At 69.9% G+C, this 21276-nt stretch carries 21 protein-coding genes; 13 read left to right on the top strand and 8 right to left on the bottom strand.

The window, feature by feature from the left end:
- Complete coding sequence (locus tag ACWEOO_RS31540; protein WP_452146129.1) at positions 1-561, top strand: DNA-3-methyladenine glycosylase I; 561 nt, start codon at positions 1-3, stop codon at positions 559-561.
- Between the two features lie 225 nt (positions 562-786).
- On the opposite strand, the gene ACWEOO_RS31535 is transcribed toward ACWEOO_RS31540, so the two are convergent.
- The 3 genes from ACWEOO_RS31535 to ACWEOO_RS31525 all read right to left on the bottom strand — a co-directional run bounded on the left by ACWEOO_RS31535 (position 787) and on the right by ACWEOO_RS31525 (position 4606).
- Positions 787-2790: an alpha/beta hydrolase-fold protein gene (locus tag ACWEOO_RS31535; RefSeq protein ID WP_452146128.1), complete on the bottom strand. Its 2004-nt coding sequence runs from the start codon at positions 2788-2790 to the stop codon at positions 787-789.
- A 162-nt stretch (positions 2791-2952) separates the two neighbouring features.
- Positions 2953-3744: an enoyl-CoA hydratase/isomerase family protein gene (locus ACWEOO_RS31530; protein ID WP_452146127.1), complete on the bottom strand. Its 792-nt coding sequence runs from the start codon at positions 3742-3744 to the stop codon at positions 2953-2955.
- A gap of 43 nt (positions 3745-3787) precedes the next feature.
- A complete protein-coding gene (locus ACWEOO_RS31525; RefSeq protein WP_452146126.1) occupies positions 3788-4606 on the bottom strand; it encodes a PaaX family transcriptional regulator in 819 nt (272 codons plus the stop codon).
- A 177-nt stretch (positions 4607-4783) separates the two neighbouring features.
- Here ACWEOO_RS31525 and ACWEOO_RS31520 point away from each other — a divergent pair, with 177 nt between their 5' ends.
- Together ACWEOO_RS31520 and ACWEOO_RS31515 are read left to right on the top strand one after the other, a co-directional pair.
- On the top strand, positions 4784-4951 hold the full coding sequence (locus tag ACWEOO_RS31520) for a DUF3117 domain-containing protein (protein WP_355476735.1): 168 nt from the start codon (positions 4784-4786) through the stop codon (positions 4949-4951).
- A 128-nt stretch (positions 4952-5079) separates the two neighbouring features.
- A complete protein-coding gene (locus tag ACWEOO_RS31515) occupies positions 5080-6600 on the top strand; it encodes a leucyl aminopeptidase family protein (RefSeq protein WP_452146125.1) in 1521 nt (506 codons plus the stop codon).
- Between the two features lie 16 nt (positions 6601-6616).
- Here ACWEOO_RS31515 and ACWEOO_RS31510 read toward each other — a convergent pair whose 3' ends face one another.
- Entirely contained in the window at positions 6617-7597 is a 981-nt protein-coding gene (locus tag ACWEOO_RS31510) for an alpha/beta hydrolase (protein WP_452146124.1), read from the bottom strand.
- Positions 7598-7670: 73 nt separating this feature from the next.
- On the opposite strand from ACWEOO_RS31510, the gene ACWEOO_RS31505 reads away from it, so the two are divergent.
- Both ACWEOO_RS31505 and ACWEOO_RS31500 read left to right on the top strand, forming a co-directional pair.
- A complete protein-coding gene (locus ACWEOO_RS31505; protein WP_452146123.1) occupies positions 7671-8222 on the top strand; it encodes a TetR/AcrR family transcriptional regulator in 552 nt (183 codons plus the stop codon).
- Between the two features lie 5 nt (positions 8223-8227).
- Positions 8228-9088: a helix-turn-helix domain-containing protein gene (locus tag ACWEOO_RS31500; RefSeq protein ID WP_452146122.1), complete on the top strand. Its 861-nt coding sequence runs from the start codon at positions 8228-8230 to the stop codon at positions 9086-9088.
- Here the strand turns inward: ACWEOO_RS31500 and ACWEOO_RS31495 are convergent.
- The 3 genes from ACWEOO_RS31495 to ACWEOO_RS31485 all read right to left on the bottom strand — a co-directional run bounded on the left by ACWEOO_RS31495 (position 9060) and on the right by ACWEOO_RS31485 (position 12087).
- Entirely contained in the window at positions 9060-10298 is a 1239-nt protein-coding gene (locus tag ACWEOO_RS31495; RefSeq protein ID WP_452146121.1) for a hypothetical protein, read from the bottom strand. The two genes, ACWEOO_RS31500 and ACWEOO_RS31495, sit on opposite strands and share 29 nt — an antisense overlap.
- A 69-nt stretch (positions 10299-10367) precedes the next feature.
- A complete protein-coding gene (glgA, locus tag ACWEOO_RS31490) occupies positions 10368-11525 on the bottom strand; it encodes a glycogen synthase (RefSeq protein WP_452146120.1) in 1158 nt (385 codons plus the stop codon).
- A 19-nt stretch (positions 11526-11544) separates the two neighbouring features.
- Positions 11545-12087: a GNAT family N-acetyltransferase gene (locus ACWEOO_RS31485; RefSeq protein ID WP_359926052.1), complete on the bottom strand. Its 543-nt coding sequence runs from the start codon at positions 12085-12087 to the stop codon at positions 11545-11547.
- Positions 12088-12151: 64 nt separating this feature from the next.
- Between ACWEOO_RS31485 and glgC the strand changes: the two genes are divergently transcribed.
- From glgC to ACWEOO_RS31445, 8 genes are all read left to right on the top strand, one after another.
- On the top strand, positions 12152-13429 hold the full coding sequence (glgC, locus tag ACWEOO_RS31480) for a glucose-1-phosphate adenylyltransferase (RefSeq protein ID WP_359926049.1): 1278 nt from the start codon (positions 12152-12154) through the stop codon (positions 13427-13429).
- Positions 13426-14658, top strand: coding sequence for a kynureninase (gene kynU / locus ACWEOO_RS31475; protein WP_452146119.1), 1233 nt, complete (start codon positions 13426-13428; stop codon positions 14656-14658). Before glgC ends, kynU begins: the two co-directional genes overlap by 4 nt.
- A complete protein-coding gene (locus tag ACWEOO_RS31470; protein ID WP_452146118.1) occupies positions 14655-15956 on the top strand; it encodes an FAD-dependent oxidoreductase in 1302 nt (433 codons plus the stop codon). The genes kynU and ACWEOO_RS31470 overlap by 4 nt, the downstream gene beginning before the upstream one ends.
- A gap of 85 nt (positions 15957-16041) precedes the next feature.
- Positions 16042-17544: a 2-hydroxymuconic semialdehyde dehydrogenase gene (locus tag ACWEOO_RS31465; protein ID WP_452146117.1), complete on the top strand. Its 1503-nt coding sequence runs from the start codon at positions 16042-16044 to the stop codon at positions 17542-17544.
- Positions 17541-17954, top strand: coding sequence for a RidA family protein (locus ACWEOO_RS31460; protein ID WP_452146116.1), 414 nt, complete (start codon positions 17541-17543; stop codon positions 17952-17954). Before ACWEOO_RS31465 ends, ACWEOO_RS31460 begins: the two co-directional genes overlap by 4 nt.
- A gap of 3 nt (positions 17955-17957) precedes the next feature.
- Positions 17958-18473 carry a 3-hydroxyanthranilate 3,4-dioxygenase gene (locus ACWEOO_RS31455; RefSeq protein ID WP_452146115.1) on the top strand — a complete coding sequence of 172 codons (516 nt, stop codon included), beginning with the start codon at positions 17958-17960 and terminating at the stop codon, positions 18471-18473.
- Positions 18470-19465 carry an amidohydrolase family protein gene (locus tag ACWEOO_RS31450; protein ID WP_452146114.1) on the top strand — a complete coding sequence of 332 codons (996 nt, stop codon included), beginning with the start codon at positions 18470-18472 and terminating at the stop codon, positions 19463-19465. Before ACWEOO_RS31455 ends, ACWEOO_RS31450 begins: the two co-directional genes overlap by 4 nt.
- Positions 19462-20184 (top strand): alpha/beta hydrolase family protein, encoded by a 723-nt coding sequence (locus ACWEOO_RS31445; protein WP_452146113.1) that lies wholly within the window; start codon positions 19462-19464, stop codon positions 20182-20184. The genes ACWEOO_RS31450 and ACWEOO_RS31445 overlap by 4 nt, the downstream gene beginning before the upstream one ends.
- Before the next feature lie 3 nt (positions 20185-20187).
- On the opposite strand, the gene ACWEOO_RS31440 is transcribed toward ACWEOO_RS31445, so the two are convergent.
- The gene (locus ACWEOO_RS31440) at positions 20188-21246 is read right to left on the bottom strand and encodes a Fic family protein (protein WP_452146112.1); all 1059 of its coding nucleotides are present in this window, start codon (positions 21244-21246) and stop codon (positions 20188-20190) included.
- Positions 21247-21276: the final 30 nt, after the last annotated feature.

The raw sequence follows: 21276 nt of genomic DNA, 5'->3' as shown, positions 1-21276 counted from the left end.
ATGACGGTGGTCGGGCCGGACGGGCTGGCGCGGTGTGGGTGGGCGACTTCCGCGCCGGAGTACGTCGAGTATCACGACACCGAGTGGGGCAAGCAGATCCGCGACGACCTCGGGCTGTTCGAGCGGATGACGCTCGAGGGGTTTCAGTCGGGGCTGTCGTGGATCACGATCCTGCGCAAGCGGGAGAACTTCCGGACCGCGTTCGCGCGGTTCGATCCCGAGACGATCGCGAAGTACGACGATGCGGACTTCGAGCGGCTGATGGCCGACCCGGGGATCGTCCGCAACCGGCTGAAGATCAACGCGACGATCTCGAACGCCCGCGCGCTGCTCGACCTGGCCGACGGCGAGTTCACCGAGCTGCTCTGGTCGTTCCGTCCGGCGAAGCACAAGGCGCCGAAGACGCTCGCCGACGTGCCGGCCACGACGCCGGAGTCCGTGGCCATGTCGAAGGCGCTCAAGAAGAAGGGTTTCGTGTTCGTCGGACCCACCACGGCGTACGCGTTGATGCAGGCCACCGGTATCGTCAACGACCACTTGACGACCTGTATAGCCCGGTAAATCGCGTGCACGTGCATCTGCAAAAGGCAGCTGCATAAGGCTCTTTGGGGAAATCAAAAGACAAACGGCTGAACGAGTTGTGCTCCGGCCACTGAACGTGATGAAGTGTCGGCGGGCTCCCCGGCTGTCAGGTGGTTGTCCGGCCGTGACTCGCCCTGCCGGAACGTGGTCGTGGGGCCCACCAAACGTTCAGCAGGGGGTCCGGGCTGTGGCCCGGACCCCCTGCTACGGAAGCTTGTTCGTGCCGTCCGCGGTGAAGGCGGTCCGGAACACGTCGGTTCCGGTCAGCCCGGTCAACTGGGTGCCGGCGGATGTCGTGGTGAGGTAGAGATTCGCTTCGGCGTAAGCGTCTGCCGCATCGTCGTCCCCCGTGCCGAACTGTCGCGTCCAGGTCCGCGTCCGGTCGGTCGCGTACTTCGCCAGCACACCGTCGAACTTGCCCAGTGGTGCGACCAACGATCCGTCGGTGAACCCGCCGACGTAGACAGCGCCGCCCGGATCGACAGCGATCGCGGCCGCCTTGTCGTTCCCGGTGGTTCCGAACTGGTCCCGCCACGTCAGTACGCCGTCCGCGTCGGCACGAGCAACCAGGATGTCCTTGTCGCCGTTCAGCGTTCCCGCGAAATCGCCCGCGGTGTAGCCCGCCAGATCAACGCCGCCCGCCGGATCGGCCGCCATACCCCACACCTCGTCGGACGCCGCCGTGCCGAACTGCTTCGTCCACACCGCATCGCCCCCGGCCGAGTAGCGCGCCAGGAACCCGTCGATCCCGCCGGCGGACGTACCGAGCTCGCCGGCTGTCATGCCCGCCAGGTAGACCGCGCCGCCCGACACCGCGACCGCCATCCCCTTGTCCTCGCCCGCGCTGCCGGTCTGCCGCAACCACACCTGCTTCCCGTCGGCGTCGAGCCGCGCGACGAACACGTCCTTGTCGCCCTGGTTCGCGCCGCCGAGCGCGCCCTTCGTGTAGCCGCCGACGTACACCGTGGTGCCGTCGACCGCCAGCGAGTAGCTCCGATCCGCCACCCCCGGTACGCCGAACTGCGTCAGCCACCGCCGGCTCCCGTCGGCGTCGTACTGCGCCACGAAGGCGTCGTCCGTGGCGTTCCCCGGATGCGCACCGTCCAGGTCGCCGTTCGTGTACCCGGTCACCACGACGCGTCCGTCCGCGTCCACCGCGACGCCGTACGCGCGCTCCGTCCCGCCGGTACCCAGCGATCGCGTCCACTCCCGCGACCCGTCGGGGCGGAACTTGACCAGCGCCACGTCCGTCCCGCCGGCGTACGGCTGCCCGTCCAGCGCGCCCGCCGCCGCGACCGCCTGATAAACGTTGCCTGCGGCATCTGTCGCGATCCCGCCGGCGCGGTCCTCGCCCGGCGTACCGGTGATCGCCGCCTGCATCGGCGTTCCCGGCGGCTTCCCGAGGTACTGGAAGACGTACTTCGCGCCTTCGGCGAACGTCGGGCCCCACACGTCCCAGTCGTGGCCGCCGTCGACGACGCGGAACTCCGATGTCAGGGTCGGCACCCGGGACGCCTGGTTGAACACGACATGTGCCTCGAAGTCGAGGTCGTGGGTCGCGTCGACCGCTCGGGGGTTCTTGTACTCGTCGTCGCCGACCGCGATGAACAGGTGCGAGCGCAGCCCGGTGGCGGCGAACGACTTCAGCGCGGCCGGCCAGTTCAGCTTCAGGTACGTCGCCTCCACGAACGGGTCCTTGCCCTTGCCGAAGGCACCGAATTCACGGGTGCTCGAATCGCCTGGCGGCAGCGGGAAGTACACCGCCGGGCTGAGCGCGATCGCGGCGCCGAACAGGTCCGGGTGCGCGAGCGAGTACCGCAGCGCGCCGGCGCCGCCCATCGAGTACCCGGCGATCGCCCGGCCGGTGCGATCCGCGACCGTGCGGTACGTCGCGTCGACGTGCGGCACGAGGTCCTCGAGGAACGCGGTCTCGACCGGCCGTCCCGGATCGGTTCCGGTGTAGGCCGAGTCGACGTACCAGCTCGCCCGGCTGCTCCACGGCGCGTCCGGCATGATCGCGATCGCCGGCGGGATCTCGCCGCCGCCGATCAGCTGGTCCAGCCGGCTCTTCACCTGCGTCCAGGCGCTCATCGAGTCGCCGCGCCCGTGCAGCAGGTAGATCACCGGGTAGCGCTGCGCCGACGCGTCGTACCCCGCCGGCAGGTAGACGTTGTAGTTGATGTTCTCGCCGAGCGTCGCCGACCGCACGGCGGCCGGCGCGATGGTGCCCGGGGGGGACGGCCGGCGTCGCGGTGGACCCGGGCACGACAAAGCTTCCGACCAGCGTGGCGGCGGTCAGAACAGGCAGCAGCAGTTTCCTCACAGGTCAGGTTGTAATCGCTTACGTAAACGATTACAAGACCTGACCGCTCAGCGGCCGTGGAAGGTGGGCTGCTGCTTGGCGACGAAGGCGTCGACGGCGTTGCGGTGGTCCTCGGTGCCGCCGGTGAGCTGCATCTTGGTCGCCTCGAACGCGATCGACTCGGCGAGTGTGTGGCTGGCCGAGTAGCCGATGGACTGCCGGACGGCGCCGTACGCGACGGTCGGACCGGCCGCGAGCTTCCCGGCCAGCTCGGCGACCGCGCTCTCCAGCGCATCGGCCGGGACGACCGAACTCGCCAGGCCGAGGTCGAGGGCCTCGGCGGCCGGGATGGTGCGCGGGAAGTACAGGAGCTCGAGCGCCTTCGCCTGGCCGATCAGGCGCGGGAGGGTCCAGGAGATGCCGGTGTCGCAGGACAGCGCGATCCCCGCGAACGCGACGTTGAAGCCCGCGGTGTCGGCCACGATCCGGAAGTCGCACGCGAACGCCATCGACGCGCCGGCCCCGGCCGCGACGCCGTTCACCGCCGCGATCACCGGCTTCGGCATCTCGGCGAGTGCCAGGGCGATCGGCGCGTAGTGGTCCGGCACGGTGCTCCACAGCGCGGCCTGGTCATTGGCCTGCAACAGCCCGATGTGCTCCTTCAGGTCCTGCCCGACGCAGAACGCCCGTCCGGTTCCGGTCAGGACGACGACCCGGACGGCCGGGTCGTCGGCGGCGGCCTGGACCGTGTCGCGGAGCAGGACCTTGGTCGGCGTGTCGAGCGCGTTCATCGCCTCCGGCCGGTTGAGGGTGACGGTCGCGACACCTTCGGCGACGGCGTACGTGACGAGATCACTCATCGTGGTCAGCTCCTTGACTGTCAGTGAGATTCAGGCGAGATTTTCAGTGCTGGGTCAGGCAGTTGTCGACGAAACGCCCGGCCGCGGGGCTCAGTCGTTCGGCGTGGAAATCGAAGAACGCGGCGGCCTTCGTCCCGGCCCAGTCGGCCGGCAGCAGCTCGTCCGGAAGCCCCGGATCGCGGAACAGGAACTTGCGCCACTCGTGCACCAGCTCGGACCGGACCGCGAACGCCTGCTCGTCGCCCGTCTCGGCGCCGGCGGCGTCCACCACGGCCTTCGCCTCGATCAGCCAGGCCTCGTACGACGCGCCGAGCTCGTCGAGTTTCCAGACCCGCCGGGCGAACGCCGGAGCGCCGCTGTCGACCGGGGCGCGGAACCGGTCCGCGGCGATGCCCTCCGCCGCGAGGATCTGGTCGACCTCGGCGTCGTTGCGCAGCCCGACCCAGGCTCCGTCGGACAGCGGAGCCCAACCCAGGAAGGAAAGTTGGCCCGCCAGCTGGTCGCGGCGGCGGGCGTTCGGGACCTCGCGCAGGATGCCCAGGTGCCAGTGCCGGTCCCAGTCGCCCGGGCCTTCGGAACCGGCCGCCACCGGTGTGCCGTCGGGCGCGGTCCGGTAGATCCGGACGGCCGCGTCGTCGAGGCGGCGACGCGCCCGGGCGGTCAGCGCGTATCCGGGCTGGCCGTCGAGCCGGACCGGCTCCAGCCAGCCCTGCCGGACCATCCGGGAGACGGCTGTCCGGACCGCGGGCGGATGGACGCCGAGCGGCGCCAGCAGCCGGACGAGAGCGGCGACCGGAGCCTGCGCACCTCGCGCGCGCAGGTGATCGCCGTACAGGTCGAAGAGGGCTGAACGGGCGTGCACAAGACTCGAGTCTGCCGTATGGTGCACGCCTCTGGCCCGGGATCGGGAATAATGGGGCCTGACACACACAGATACACACTGCGATACGCGCCGACGGCGCATCACCGCAACGGCGCCGGCGACGGAACGTCTGCGCGGTGTCGTCGCTCAACACCGACACTGGGAAGGGGTGCGCGCATGGCGGCGATGAAGCCGCGGACGGGCGATGGTCCGCTCGAGGTCACCAAGGAGGGCCGCGGGATCGTGATGCGGGTTCCGCTCGAGGGCGGCGGCCGGCTCGTCGTCGAGCTCAACGCCGAAGAGGCGACCGAGCTCGGGAACGCACTGAAGGCCGTCGTCGGCTGATCACATCCTCCGGGGGTGACCTTCGCCCCTGCCTTTCACCGACCCCGGTGGGTGCCGCTCTTTTCGGCACCGGCCGGGGTCGTTACGGTTTGCCTTGCCCTATTTGATCAAACAGTGAGGTTCGCCCAGTGGCTCGCCGCAGCAGCACGTCTGTTTTTCCCAGTCTTCCGGTCGTTGCCTGGCAGCCCGGTCTGCCGGTGCACGGGTCGTCGACCTGGGTGATCGTCGTCGGTGCCGAGGACGGTCTGCCGGCGGCCGCGAAGGAAGCGGGAGAGCGGCTCGGCGTCGACCTCGACCGGTTGTACGAGGCGCAGTGCGGCACCGGGTTCAGCCCGTCTGCCGGCGCCACGGCGGCGTACCCGCTGCTGACCGGTGACGTCGCCGAGATCCTGCTGGTCGGGGCCGGCGACGTGAGCGCCAAGGACCTGCGACACGCCGGGGCGGCGGTCGCGCGGTTCGGTCGCGGCAAGAACGAGCTCACCACTGTCGTTGCCGAAGGCATCGACGACGCGAGGCTGCAGGCGTTCGCCGAGGGCGTGGTGCTCGGCTCGTTCTCGTACACGCAGAAGACGGTCGACCCGGGCAAGCCCGCGGTCGGCACGGTGACGCTGACCGACGGGTCGGCCGCCGTGCGGCAGCCGGTGATCGACCGCGGTGTCGTGATCGGGCGCACCGGCTGGCTGGCCCGGCAACTCGCGATCACCCCGTCGAACGAGAAGGACCCGGCCTGGCTGGCGGCGCGCGCCACCGAGGTCGCCGCCGCGACCGGCCTCGAGGTGACGGTCTGGGACGAGAAGAAGCTCGCCGCGGACGGCTTCGGCGGCATCCTCGCGGTCGGCCAGGGCTCGACCCGGCCGCCGCGGTTCGTCCGGCTCGACTACACGCCCGCGGGCGCGACCAAGAAGACGCCGTACGTCGTGCTGGTCGGCAAGGGCATCACCTACGACACCGGCGGCCTGTCGCTGAAGCCGCGCGAGGGCATGGTGTCGATGAAGCGCGACATGACCGGCGGCGGCTCGGTGATCGCCACGATGTCCGCGCTGCGCGACCTCGGCGCGAACGTCCGGGTGACCGGCCTGGTCTGCGCCGCGGAGAACATGCCGTCCGGTTCGGCGTACCGTCCGGACGACGTGATCCGGCACTTCGGCGGCCGCACCACCGAGGTGAAGAACACCGACGCCGAGGGCCGCCTGGTGCTCGCCGACGGGCTCGCGTACGCCGTGCAGGAGCTGAAGCCCGACGTGCTCGTCGACATCGCCACGCTGACCGGCGCGATCAAGGTGTCGCTCGGCGCGATGCTGTACGGCGGGATGTTCGCGACCGACGACGCGCTGGCGGACAACCTCGCGGACGCCGGCCGGGTGTCCGGTGAGGAGCTGTGGCGGATGCCGCTGCCGGCCGAGTACGAGGAGCTGATCTCGACGCCGATCGCCGACTCGGTGAACAGCTCGAAGGGCCCCGGCTCGATCACGGCGGCCCTGTTCCTGAAGGCGTTCGCCGGCGACGTCCCGTGGGCCCACCTCGACCTGTCGTCGATCGCCGAGTCTCCGGCCGACCGCTTCGAGTACTCCGTCGGCGCGACCGGCGCCGGCGCCCGCCTGCTCAGCACCTGGCTGTCCTCGGACACGCCGACGTCCGGCATCGGCTGATCGGGGCTCGTGGCAACTACCTGAAGCGGTCGCAGAGGAAATCGACGATGCGGTCGCGGGCCGGGCGGGCCTGCGGTACCAGGCCGGGCATGCTGATGAACGCGTGTCCGGCCTTGGAGTACTCGCTGACGGCGACTGTGGTGCCAGCCTCCCGCAGCCGCTCGGCGTACACGCGGCCGTGGTCCGCGACCGGGTCGAGCACCGGGATCACCAACAGCGTTGGCGGCAGCCCGCCGAGGTGGTCGGCGTACAGCGGTGACACCGAGCGCGGATCCGTCCCCTCCGGTACGGCGAGGCGGCGGAAGAATTCGAGCGACTCGCGGGTGAGCGTCGGCGTGTCCGGGTACTGCCGCACCGAGTCGTAGTCGAGCGCGGTCGAGGTCACGTCGACGCAGGCGTTGACCAGCACCTGCGCCCGCAAGGACAGTCCCGCGTCGCGGGCCCTCAGCGCGGACAGCGCGGCCACCATCGAGCCTGCGCTCTCGCCGGCCACAGCGACCCGGGTCGGGTCGATGCCCCACTCGGACGCGTGCTGGAACACGTGCCGCAGGACGTCCCAGCCGTCGTCGACCATCGCCGCGAGCGGAGTCTGGTGGTCCATCAGCCGGTGCTCGACGGAGATGACGACCGCGGACACCCGCGCGGCGACGTGGCTGTTGATCCAGTCGCACTGCACCGCGGTGCCCACGTAGCCGCCGCCGTGCACATGCAGGACCAGCGGCAGTGTGCCTGAGTTCTTCGGGCGGTGCACCCGGACCCGGATCGTGCGATCGGCGAGCCGGACCTGCTGCCAGCTGATGGTCACGCCGCCGTGCGGGATGCCGGTGAGCAGGCGGGCGAAGCGGGAGTTGACGATCCGGTTCGCGACTTCGCCGAAGGCGGCGAGATCGGCCGGCGTCATCGACCGGTAGTCGGGCTCCTTGCGTACGGAGTAGACCAGGCGGACGCCCAGAGGGGCCCGCTGTGCGGGCGGGGCGAGGGTGGCGGATCTGTTCATCGAGCACCGTCCTTGCGGTTTCGCTACGACTGGTATCGATACCGAAGGTAGCATAACTCGGTAGGGTGGGCTCATGGCTCCCAGCACACGGCCGCCCGGCCGGCCCCGTTCGAGTGTCGACGCGGAGGTGTTCGCGGCGACGCTGGCGACGATCCACGAGCTCGGCTACACCCGGGCCACGGTCGACCGGATCGCGGCGGCGACCGGGATCGCGAAGACGACGATCTACCGGCGGTGGCCGTCCAAGGGCGCGCTCGTGACCGCGTGCCTGGTCGACACCTTCGGCCCGCTGCCCCCGGCCGGCCGCGACCGTGCGCAGGACCTGGCCGCGGCGATCCGCTTCGGGGCGCGCCGGATCGCCGAGCCCGGGGTCGCGGCCGCGTTCGCCGGCGTGTTCACGGACGCGATCGGTGATCCGGAGCTGCGCGAGATCCTGTCCACGCAACTGCAGGACCCTTACCGGAAGGTGCTCATCGAGTCGCTCGGGTTGTCCGAGCAGCGCGTCCTGTTCTTCATCGACGTCGTCATCGGCACGCTGCTGCACCGCATGGGCATGACCGGTGAACCGATGGTCGAGTCGGATGTCGAGGCCCTGATCGTGATGCTCCAACGCGAACTACCGTAGATCTCATGGACGGAACGAATGCCTTGGGCGACTACCTCCGCGCCCGGCGTGAGCAGGTGCTGCCCGAGGACGTCGGCATCCGGAGCATCGGCCTGCGCCGCGTCCCCGGGCTGCGGCGCGAGGAGGTCGCACTGCTCGCGGGCATCAGCTCCGACTACTACCTCCGCCTGGAGCAAGGCCGGGACCGCAACCCGTCGGTGCAGGTCCTCGAGGCGCTCGCCGGCGTACTGCGGCTGGATGCCGACGCCACGGCGTACCTGCTCGGGCTCGCGCAGGAACGCTCCGTCCCGAGACAGCAGCCGCGGGTCGAGCAGGCTCCGGAGAGCATCGTCGAGCTGATCGCCGGGTGGCCGAACAATCCGGCGTACGTGCAGAACAAGTACACCGACGTCCTCGCGGTCAACGCGCTCTGTGCGGCGCTCTCACCGAACTACGCCGTCGGCGTCAACCTGCTGACGGCCGTCCTGCTCGACCCCCGCGAGCAGGACCTGCGCCGGGACTGGGACGAGCTCACCGAGGAAGGCGTCGCCGCGCTGCGCTCCGAGCTCGGCCCGAACGTCGACGACGCGCGGCTGAAAGACCTCGTGGGCGATCTGTCGGTCCGTAGCGAACGGTTCCGGCAGCTGTGGGCGCGCCACGAGGTGCGGCCCCGGCGCGGCCGGCTGAGCAAGCTCACCCATCCGGAGGTCGGCGACCTCGACCTCCGGTCGGACAAGCTGACGATCGGCGGCACCGACAACGTGACGCTGGTCGTCTTCCATGCCGTGCCGGGATCCCGCGACGAGGAGTCGCTCGCCCTGCTCGGCAGCCTGGTGGCCCCTCAGGACGCACCCCGCGTCAGGCCCAGCGAGCATAGGCCCGAATGATCTCCGGGTACGCCCTGAACGCGGTCCCGACATGGTCGACGGCACCCATCGAGTGCACGGTCACGTCGGCACCGCGCGCACGCAGGGAGGTCGCGCACACGTCGGCGTTCGCGGCCACCACGTCGGTGTCCTGCGTCCCGCTGTAGAGGTGGACCGGGACCCGCGGCGTCCAGTCCTGGCAGATCCGGTCGGCCTTCCGCAACGCCTGCAGGTACCTGCCCGTCGGGTGCTGCAGCCGGGCGGCGAACTCCGGGGTGAACAGCTTGTCCGGCGAGTCCGGCAGCCCGGCCGCGACCTCGGCGTCGGAGTGCGTCCCGTCGAACAGGCCCTCGACCGTCGCCGCGTAGGGCGCCTGGAACGCGGTGCGTGGGTCGTCGTACAGCCCGACGGTCCGGTTCCACGCGGTCACGAAGTACGCGAGGTAGTACGTCGCGGTGGGCGGCAGGACCCGACCGTCGAACGCGGCCGGAAGCTCCGTGCCGCGCAGGTCGTACGGCCCGGCGACGGCGCGGATCTCGCCGAGCCGGAACGGTCCGGCCTCGCCGCGGCTCAGCGCGCGGCCGACACCGATCGAGGCCCGGCCGCCCTGCGAGAACCCGGTCACCAGCACATCCCGCTTCAGCGCCACACCGTGCTTGGCGGTGAACGTCCGTGCCGCGAGCAGCAGGTCGGTGGAGGCTGTGGTCTCGGTCTTGGTGTCGACGTACGGATGCAGACCCGGGCCCGAGCCGAGGCCGAGGTAGTCCGGTGCGACGCCGACCAGGCCCTGCCCGGCGAACAGGGCCGCGACGAGGCGGTCGGTCGAGGTGTCGTCGACGGATGCGACGTCGGCCTTGCCCGCCAGGGTGCCGTGCAGGTACTCGACCACGGTGAGGGCCTCGCGCCGGCCGTCCGGCAGCACGACGATGCCGCTGGCCGTCGTCGGGCGGTCGTTGTGGTCGATCGTCCGGTAGATCACGCGGTACGCCGTGACGCCGTACGCCGCCTTCGGTGCATCGGGCAAGTCGGCTGCCGCGGCGTCGAGCTGGGCCGCTGTCAGGTGGGCGATCGGGGTCGCGGAGACAACCGTTCCGCGCAGGCCCAGGACTGAGGACTGGGCCGGCTCGCTCACGGCCGGCGGGCTCACGGCGCCGTAGGCGGACAACGGGAACGTGAGCAGGGCTGCGGTGGCGAGAGTGGCGGCGACGGGTTTCGTCAGGCGTGAAGTCATGCCTCAACCCAACCGTCGCCGGCACGCTCACAGAATGGTGCGAAGTCCCGGGGCCCGGTGGGGTTTTCCCTACCCGAGCAGGCTGGTGTACAGCTCCACGGTGCGTTGCGCGACCGCGTCCCAGCCGAACTGCGAGACCGCACGCTCGCGCCCGGCCTTGCCCATCGCGGCCGCCCGGGCGGGGTCGTCAACCAGCGCGTTGATCCCGTCGGCGAGACCGCGCTCGAAGGTGTCGGTGTCGTGCTCGTCGTACGGCACCAGGATGCCGGTCACGCCGTCGTCGACGACCTCGGGGATGCCGCCGACCGCGCTCGCGACGACCGCGGTCTCGCAGGCCATCGCCTCCAGGTTGACGATGCCGAGCGGCTCGTAGATCGACGGGCAGCAGAACGCCAGCGCGTGCGTCAGCACCTGCCGGACCTCTTCGCGCGGCAGCATCTCGGAGACCACGAACACGCCGTCCCGGGCCAGCCGCAGGTCGTCGATCAGCGCGTCGGTCTCGGCCTTCAGCTCGGCCGTGTCGGCCGCGCCCGCGAGCAGCACGAGCTGCACCGACGGGTCCAGCCGCAGCCCCGCCCGGAGCAGGTGCGGCACGCCCTTCTGCCGGGTGATCCGGCCGACGAACGTCACGTACGGACGGCTCAGGTCGACGCCGAGCCGCTCGAGCACGTGCGTCGACGGATCCGGCCGGTAGAAGTCCGCGTCGATGCCGTTGGAGATCACGTGCACGCGCGCCGGGTCGATCGACGGGTAGCAGTCGAGGACGTCGGTCCGCATCCCGCGGCTGACCGCGACCACGGCGTCGGCGGCCTCGTACGCGGTCCGCTCGGCCCAGCTCGACAGCCGGTAGCCGCCGCCCAGCTGCTCGGCCTTCCACGGCCGGCGCGGCTCCAGCGAGTGCGCGGTCACCACGTGCGGTACGTCGTACAGCAGCTTGGCCCAGTGCCCCGCCATGTTCGCGTACCAGGTGTGCGAGTGCACGAGCTGCGAGCCGCCGACCGCGGCGGTCATCGTCAGGTCGGTGGACAGGATCCGCAGCGCGGCGTTCGCGTTCGGGATCCGCGGGTCGTCCTCGGAGTGTGCGGTCGCGCCCTGCCGGGGCTCGCCCATGCAGTGCACGTCGACGTCGATCAGCCGGTGCAGCTCGCGGACCAGGAAGTCCACATGCACCCCCGCCCCGCCGTACACGTCCGGAGGAAACTCACGCGTCAGAATGGCGACCTTCATACCGCCCGACGATAGGACATCAAACGACGTGTGTCGGCACCCAGAAGCGCAGCTTTCCGTGTCGTTCGTCTTCCAGTTCGCCGCCGGCTGCCTCGATCACCTTGCGCGACGCGGTGTTGTCCAGGTCGCACGTCACCAGGGCCGGGTCGATGCCGAGCCCGGCGGCGATCGGCAGCGACTGGACGAGCATCTGGGTCGCGTACCCGTTCCGGCGGGCCGACGGGCGGACGAAGTACCCGATGTGCCCGCCGACCTCGGTCAGCGCCGGCGTCAGCTCGTGCCGGATCGAGAGCCGGCCGAGGAACTCGACGCCGTCGACGAACCACAGCACGGTCTGGTGCACGAACCCGGCCGGCAGCACCGTCGCCGGCTCGGCCTCGCTCCTGATCGCCTCGACCAGCCGGTGGAACTCGCCCGGGTCGGCGGCCTGCTCCCGGGTCCACTCGGTGTCGTCGGCGAGTGACCGGGTGCCCATCCAGCGCTCATGATCCGGACCGAGCTCGTCCCAGGCCGCGAGAAACGAACGGTGAACGGCGACGGACGGAACGATGAGGATCGGCATCCTCACAGTGTCGCGACACGAGCAACCGCTTATGCAAGAGGGCTCCCGGCGTTAAGGTGCGGACATGGCAAAGGCGCCCAGAGTTCTCGGAATCGTGCTGGCCGGTGGCGAGGGGAAGCGGTTGATGCCGCTGACGGCGGACCGGGCCAAACCGGCCGTGCCGTTCGGCGGCAGTTATCGCCTGATCGACTTCGTACTGTCGAATTTGGTCAACGCCGGTTATCGAAATCTCTGTGTGCTGACGCAGTACAAATCGCATTCGCTCGACCGGCACGTCACGCTGACCTGGCGGATGTCGACGTTCCTCGGCAACTACGTGACGTGCGTCCCGGCGCAGCAGCGGCTCGGCCCGCAGTGGTACCAGGGCAGCGCGGACGCGATCTACCAGTCGATGAACCTGATCAACGACGCGGACCCGGAGTACATCGTGGTCTTCGGCGCCGACCACGTGTACCGGATGGACGCCTCGCAGATGGTCGCCGCGCACATCGAGCGCGGCAACGGCGTCACCGTGGCCGGCATCCGGGTGCCGCGCGTCGAGGCGACCGAGTTCGGCGTCATCAAGACCGGCGCCGACGGCCAGGTGATCGAGGAGTTCCTGGAGAAGCCGGCCGACCCGCCCGGGCTGCCGGACTCCCCGGACGAGACGTTCGCGTCGATGGGCAACTACGTGTTCACCCGCGACGTGCTGGTCGAGGCACTGCGCAAGGACGCTGCGAACCCGGCGTCGCGGCACGACATGGGCGGTGACATCGTCCCGATGCTCGTTGCCGAGGGCAAGGCGGGCGTCTACGACTTCAAGGACAATGACGTACCGGGCGCCCTGGACCGGGACCGCTCGTACTGGCGGGACGTGGGGTCGCTGGACTCCTACCACGAGGCGCACATGGACCTGGTGTCGATCCAGCCGGTGTTCAACCTGTACAACCACGACTGGCCGATCTTCACCTCGCACCCGCAGCTGCCGGGCGCGAAGTTCACCGACGACGCGACGGTCGGCGAGTCGATCGTCTGCCAGGGCTCGATCGTGTCCGGCGCGCACGTGGACCACTCGGTCCTCGGGTCGAACGTGATTGTCAGCGCCGGCGCCGACATCCAGCGCTCGGTGATCATGGACAACTGCCGGATCGGCAAGAACGTCGTGCTGAAGAACGTGATCCTGGACAAGAACGTCGTCGTCCCGGACGGCACCGAGATCGGCGTCGACCAGGACTACGACCGGGAACGCGGCTTCACCGTCTCCAAGGGCGGCGTCACGGTGCTCGGCAAGGGACAGGTGATCGAGCCGCCGAAGGCCGCGATGTCCGACCAGGCCGGCGCTGACGAGGTCACCGAGGCGTGAGCACGCAAGCCGAGGCGCTGCAGCTCGATGCCGCGGATCCCGGGCACCGGGAGCTGTTCGACGTACCGCCGGCGCAGGGCGGCGACCACCCCGAGGTGGCGTATTTCGCCGGCAACTCGCTGGGGCTCCGGCCGAAGGCGACCCGGGCCGAGCTGCTCCAGGACCTGGACTCGTGGGCCGCACTCGGCGTCGAAGGACATCTCGACGCCGAGCGGCCCTGGTTGCCGTACCACGAGCTGCTGACCGGTCCCGCGGCGCGGCTGGTCGGCGCGTTGCCGAGCGAGACGGTCGTGATGAACACGCTGACCGTCAACCTGCACCTGTTGATGGTGTCGTTCTACCGGCCGACGCGGTCGCGGCACCGGATCGTGATCGAGGACTCGGCGTTTCCTTCGGACAGCTACGCCGTCCGGTCGCAGGTCCGCTTCCACGGGTACGACCCGGAGGACGCGGTCGTCCGGTTGCGCCCGCGGCCGGGGGAGAACAGCCTGCGGACGGCGGACGTCGTCGAGCAGCTCGGCGGCGACGTGGCGCTCGTCCTCCTCGGCGGGGTGAACTACCTGACCGGCGAGCTGATGGACATCCCGACGATCACCAAGGCCGGTCACGTGGCCGGCGCGGTCGTCGGGTGGGACCTCGCGCACGCGGCCGGCAACGTGCCGCTGGCGTTGCACGACTGGAACGTGGACTTCGCGGCGTGGTGCTCGTACAAGTACCTGAACTCCGGTCCGGGCGCGATCGCCGGTGCGTTCGTGCACGAACGGCATCTCGGCGGGGACCTGCCGCGCTTCGAGGGCTGGTGGAGCACGGAGGCGAAGACGCGGTTCGAGATGACGCCCGAGTCCCGGCCGCCGGCGAGCGCGGACGCGTGGCAGGTGTCCAACCCGCCGATCCTCTCGATGAGCCCGGTGCGGACCTCGCTGGAGATCTTCGACCGGATCGGCATCGACGTCCTGCGGGAGCGGAGCGTGCGGCTGACGGCGTACCTTTCGGAGCTGCTCGCTGGTTTCGACGTCATCACCCCGAGCGACCCGGCGCGGCGCGGGGCGCAGCTGTCGTTGCGGGTCCGCGGCGGCGCGGGGGAGCTGTCGCGACGGTTGCGCTTCGAGTACGGCGTGATCGCGGACTCCCGGGAGCCCGACGTACTGCGGCTCGCGCCGGTGCCGCTGTACTCGACATACCACGACTGCTGGCGGGCCGCGTCGGCGCTGGCCGGGGTGATGGCATGAAGGTCGCGATCGTCGGCGCCGGCCTGACCGGCTCGCTGCTCGCGTGTTTCCTGGCCCGGCGCGGGTTGTCCGTGACGCTGTACGAGCGTCGCCCGGATCCGCGGGTCGCCCAGGTCGAGCGGGGCAGGTCGATCAACCTGGCCATCTCCGAACGCGGACTGGACGCGCTGCGGCGGATCGGCCTGGTCGACCAGGTGATGGCGGACGCGCTGCCGATGAAGGGCCGGATGATCCATCCGGTCGCGGGACCGCTGGACTTCCAGGCGTACTCGGCGTCGGGGGACCGGGCGATCAACTCGATCAGCCGGGGCGCGCTGAACAACGCCTTGCTGTCGGCCGCGGCGGCCGCCGACGGCGTGACGGTCGAATTCGAGCACCGGCTGGTGGAGCTCGATTCGGCGGCCGGGCAGCTGGTGTTCGCGACCCCGTCCGGGAAGGTGTCGGTGCGGGCCGACGTGGTGCTCGGCGCCGACGGCGCGGGGTCCGCGGTCCGCGAGCAACTGCTTGCCGAGGGCATCGTCGCGGAGGACGTGGACTTCCTCGACTACGGGTACAAGGAGCTGTCGATCCCGGCCGACGACGGCGAGTTCGCGCTGGATCCCGGCGCCCTGCACATCTGGCCGCGCGGTACGTCGATGATGATCGCGCTGCCCAACCCGGACCGCTCGTTCACCTGCACGCTGTTCTGGCCGGCCGGATCGTTCGACGCCCTGACCACGGCGGACGCGATCTCGGCGCACTTCCGCGAGCACTATCCCGATCTGTTGCCGCTGGCCCCTGATCTGGTCGACGACTACCTGAACAACCCGGTCGGCGTGCTGGGGACCGTGCACACGCTGCCGTGGCAGGCGCACGGACGGACGGCGCTGCTCGGCGACGCGGCGCACGCGATCGTCCCGTTTTACGGCCAGGGCGCGAACTGCGCATTCGAGGACGTGGTCGAGCTGGACCGCTGTCTCGACGACACCGGCGGCTCGTGGGCGCGGGCCCTGCCGCTGTTCGAGACGCGCCGGCGGGAGAACACCGAGGCGATCGCGGAGATGGCACTGGCCAACTTCGTCGAGATGCGCGACAAGGTCGCCAGCCCGGTCTTCCGGCTGCAGAAACAGGTGGAGCATGCCCTGGAACGCCTGCTCCCGGGCCGTTACGTCTCCCGCTACGAGCTGGTCTCCTTCTCCACCACGCCGTACGCCGAGGTCCAACGCCGCGTCCGCCGCCAGCAGCAGGTGCTGGGCGCGGCGGCGGTCGCCGTTGCCGGAGCCCTCCTCACCCTCGCCCGCCGAAGGCTCCGCAGATGACCGCGCGAACTCCCGCGCCGCCTCCGCCGCTCCGCGCGCGAGGGGATAACCCTGCGACTGTCACCGCCCGGGGAGGTGGGATCGGATGAGCTTGTGGTCGCCTGAGTTGTTGACTGGGCAGCCCGCGACGGTTGGATTGTTGCGACACTTTGTCGGCGGATCGTTCGTGGAGAGTGCCTCGCGGTTCGCGAAGGTTTCGCCGGTGACGGGGGAGCAGATATTTGATGTCTGTGAGGCCGATGAGGCGACTGTCGATGCGGCTGTGGGGGCGGCTCGTGCTGCGCTGAAAGGCCCGTGGGGGCGGATGAGCGAGCAGGAGCGCGCCGTCGTCCTACGCCGGGTCGCGGACGGGCTCGAGCGGCGCTTCGAGGACCTGGTGGCGGCCGAGGTCGGCGACACCGGGAAGTCGATCAGCCAGGCGCGCACGCTGGACATCCCGCGCGGCGCGGCGAACTTCCGCGCGTTCGCCGACTTCGCGACGACGCTGCCGACCGAGTCGTACGCGACGACGCTGCCCGACGGGCGACGGGCGCTGAACTACGCCGTCCGCAAACCGGTCGGTGTGGTCGCCATCGTCGTCCCGTGGAACCTGCCGCTGCTGCTGCTCACCTGGAAGGTCGCCCCGGCTCTCGCCTGCGGCAACGCCGTCGTGGTGAAGCCGTCCGAGGAGACGCCCGCGTCGGCGACCGTGCTCGCGGAGGTGATGGCGGAGGCCGGCGTACCGGACGGTGTCTTCAACCTGGTGCACGGCTTCGGCCCGTCGTCGGCGGGGGAGTACCTGACCCGGCACCCGGGCGTGGACGCGATCACGTTCACCGGCGAGTCCGCCACCGGTACGGCGATCGCGAAGGTCGCGGCGGACCGAGTCAAGGCGGTCTCGTTCGAGCTCGGCGGCAAGAACGCCGGCCTGGTCTTCGCCGACGCCTCGCTCGACGACGCCGTCGAAGGCTCGGTCCGCTCGACCTTCACCAACGGTGGCCAGGTCTGCCTCTGCACCGAACGCCTCTATGTGCAGCGACCGGTGTTCGACGAGTTCTGTACGCGCCTGGCCGCGCGCGCCGCCGAGCTCACGTACGGCTGGCCCGCCGACGAGGCCACCACGAACATGCCGCTGATCTCGAAACAACACCGCGACAAGGTCCTGTCGTACTACGACCTCGCTCGGGCCGAAGGCGCCGAGGTGTTGACCGGCGGCGGCGTACCCACCTTCGGGGATGCCCGCGACGGCGGCTGCTACATCCAGCCGACCGTGGTCACCGGTCTGCCCGAAGACGCTCGGACGAATCGCGAAGAGATCTTCGGCCCGATCTGTCATGTCGCGCCGTTCGACACCGAAGAGGAAGCCTTCGCCCTCGCCAACGACAGCGACTACGGGCTCGCCGCGACCGTCTGGACCCGCGACGTCGGCCGGGCCCACCGTGCCGGCGCCGCTCTCGACGTCGGTCTGTGCTGGGTGAACACCTGGTTCCTCCGCGACCTGCGCACGCCCTTCGGCGGAGTGAAGCTGTCCGGCGTCGGCCGCGAGGGTGGGCGGCATTCGGTGGACTTCTACACCGAAACGACGAACGTCTGCGTGGAGCTGTCATGACCGTCGTGCCCGGGAAGGCCACGCCGCGCGGCCGGTTCCCGCATGTGAAGGTCAGCGGCGGCTTCGCCTTCGTCTCGGGGACGTCGAGCCGGCGGCCGGACAACTCGATCGCCGGGGCCTCGGTGGACTCGATGGGCACGGTGTCGCTGGACATCCGGGTGCAGACCCGGGCGGTGCTGGAGAACATCCGGGACATCCTGGCGGCGGTGGGCGCGGGACTCGAGGATCTCGTCAGCGTCACGACGTACCTGGTGTCGATGAACGACTTCGGGGGGTACAACGAGGTGTACGCCGAATTCTTCGACGAGTCCGGGCCGGCCCGGACGACCGTCGCAGTGCATCAGCTGCCGCATCCCCAGCTGCTGATCGAAATCCAGGCCGTAGCGGCGATCCCGCACGAGGAGGAGTGAGTGATGGTCAACCTGGAGTCGACGAACTTCCCGCAGTGGATCGAGGAGAACAAGCACCTGCTGAAGCCGCCGGTCGGCAACAAGCAGATGTTCCCGACCGGGGACGACTTCATCACGATGGTGGTCGGCGGCCCGAACCAGCGCACCGACTTCCACGTCGACCCGTACGAGGAGTTCTTCTACCAGATCTCCGGCGAGCTCAAGGTCAACGTGATGACCGACGACGGCCCGGCGACCGTCGCGGTGAACGCCGGCGAGATGTGGGTGCTGCCACGGAACATGCCGCACTCGCCGCAGCGCGGCCCGAACTCGATCGGCCTGGTGATCGAGCGCGTCCGGGAGCCCGGCGTGCTGGAGAAGTTCCGCTGGTACTGCGCGAGCTGCAACGGGATCGTCCACGAGGTCGAGCTCCAGGTCAGTGATATCGTCGCCGACCTGCCGCCGGTCTTCAAAGCGTTCTACGACAGCGAGGAAGCCCGCACCTGCCCGAACTGCGGCACGGTGCACCCGGGTAAATGACCGTCGACGTCCACACCCACCTGGTACCGCACGGCTGGCCGGACCTCGCGGCGGCGTGCGGTGGGGACGGGTGGCCGTGGCTGCGGATCGACTCCGAGCGGGCCGCGATGATCATGGTCGGCTCGACGGAGTTCCGCCCGATCGGCCCGCAGGCCTGGGATCCGGCCGTCCGGCGCGCCGATATGGATGCCGACGGCATCGATCTGCAGGTGGTGTCGCCGACCCCGGTGTTCTTCGGGTACGAGCGTCCCGCGGCGCAGGCCGTGAAGCTGGCCGAGATCTTCAACGACCTCACTCTGCAGACGCTGGCCGGCGACGACCGGTTCGTGCCGTTCTGCCAGGTGCCGCTGCAGGATCCGGACCTGGCGTGCGCCGAGCTGGACCGGTGCCGCGCGGCCGGCCATGTGGGGGTGGAGATCGGCAACCACGTCGGCGACAAGGACCTGGACGACGCCGGGATCGTTGCCTTCCTCAACCATTGCGCCGCGACCGGTACGCCGGTGCTGGTGCACCCGTGGGACATGCCGGGCGGCCCGCGGCTGGATCGCTGGATGGCGCGCTGGCTGACCGGGATGCCCGCCGAGACCCATCTGTCGTTGCTGGCGATGATCCTCGGCGGCGCGTTCGACCGGTTGCCGCCGTCGCTGCGGATCTGTTTCGCCCACGGCGGCGGGAGTTTCGCGTTCTGGCTGGGGCGGCTCGAGAACGCCTGGCACCGGCGCGGCGACATCGTCCGTGGTTGCTCCGAGCATCCACCGTCGGCGTACCTGGACCGGATCCTGGTCGACACGGTCGTGTTCGAATCAGCGCCTTTGCGGCTCCTTGTCGATACCTTGGGGGAAGACCGCGTTCTGGTCGGCAGTGACTATCCCTATCCACTGGGTGAGCGGCCGGTCGGGGAGGTGGTACGGAAGGCCGGCTTCCTGACCGCGGAGCAGCAGCACAAGTTGCTGACGTCGAACGCCCTGCGTTATCTCGGGAGGTCTGAATGAGTGAGGACCGATCGGTACTGTCGCGCAAGGCGCCGGAACCGGACCAGGAACTGCGATACGGCGCCCACGCGGACCAGGTGATCGACTACTGGCCCGCGAAGGAGTACCGGCCGCTGATCGTCTTCCTGCACGGCGGCTTCTGGCGGCCGGAGTACGACCGGGTGCACGCCCGCTCACTGGGCGCGGCACTGTCCGACCTCGGCTGGCCGGTCCTCTCCGTCGAGTACCGCCGCGAGCCCGGCAAGCCGGACACCACCACCGCCGACATCCGTACGGCGCTGGAGGCGCTACCCGACCTCGTGGACGTTCACGCGGGCTACGTGCTGATGGGCCACTCCGCAGGCGGCCAGCTGGCGCTGTGGGCCGCCTCCACCCTCAACCCGGTCCGGCTACGCGCTGTCCTCGCCCTCGCCCCGGTGGCTGACCTGTTGATGGCCGACCAGCGCATGATCGGCGACAGCGCCGTCCAGGCCTTCATCGGCGGCGGCGTCCGCAACGACCTGGACCCGGTCCACCTCCCGGCCTCCATAGCCCCCGTCACCCTCATCCACGGCGCGAACGACACCGTCGTCCCCATCGCCGTCACCGAGTCCTACTTCGCCGCCCACCCGACAGCCCACCTCCACCGCGTCCCCCACTGCGGCCACTACGAACTGATAGACCCCCAGTCCGACCCCTGGCACGACGTAACCACCGAACTAACCCGCCTGACGAGCTGACAGTCATTCCTGATCGGGGATGCGTCGCCAGACTGCGCCGCGCCCCGTTCCCTCGGGACTGACCTTCAGCTCGTTCTTGAGCTCGTCCAGGACGAGCCGGATGGTCTGATCGCTGATTCCTGGCAGGGCCGTCCGGACGTCTGCCAAGCGGAAGACCGGGGCCGCATGCTTCAGCACGTGTGCTCGAACCCGATCCTGCTTCGTTCCTCCACTCCGGTCCGCGGCCGCCCGGCGGGCGAAGATCTGGTACGTCGACGCCAGGACGTCCACGAAGTACGACAACCACGGCCAGGGATCCGCCCTGTCGTCGTGCCAGTCATCGGTCGAACGCAGAAGGGCTGCGTAGTACTCGTCGGCAGAGTCGGCGATGAGCTGTTCGAGAGAGACCCACCGGCAGACCTCGTAGCCGCCGTCGATCAGCAGAGCGTTCGTCAGCGCACGGGCGACTCGGCCGTTCCCGTCAGCAAACGGATGGATGACGAGCAGGTCCAGGACGAACAGACCGACAAGGAGGACCGGATGGTGCCTGCCGTCAGCTTGCGCTTCCCGGTACCGGCTGATGAGGTCGGTCAGACAGTCCGCGGTCCGTGCTGCTGGGACAGGCACGAACCTGACCGTCGTACTGCCGTCTGGTGAACGATCGACGACTAGGTTGTCGTCCGTCTTCAGCTGTCCTCCTGGGTATGCCGTCTCGGACCAGAGCAGGCGGTGAAGGTGCAGCAGGAGACCGATGTTGAGCGGATGCCAGTCTTCCTGGAACAGGTAGTCGAGTGCTTTGCGATAGCCCGCCAGCTCCTGCTCGCTCCGGTTCCGGAGGACGCCGGCCTTGCCTTCGATGATGCGCTCGGCCCGCGCGGCATCGGGTACTACGACACCTTCGATGGCCGACGACGCGGTGATGCTCTGGATACGCGCGCGATTGGCGAGCTCGGTCAACAGAGCCGGCAACTGGTGCCGGTACAGCGCCTCACTGCCTCGTCCGGTGTCGATCGACCGGAGCCGCATGACGATGTCGGCCGGGACTCGGCCGATCAAGCGATCGAGATCTGCGAACGAGCGCACCGAACCCTCCAATAAACCAACAAACATCAT

Source organism: Kribbella sp. NPDC004138, assembly GCF_053603655.1.
This window is presented reverse-complemented; position numbering and strand designations above follow the sequence as displayed.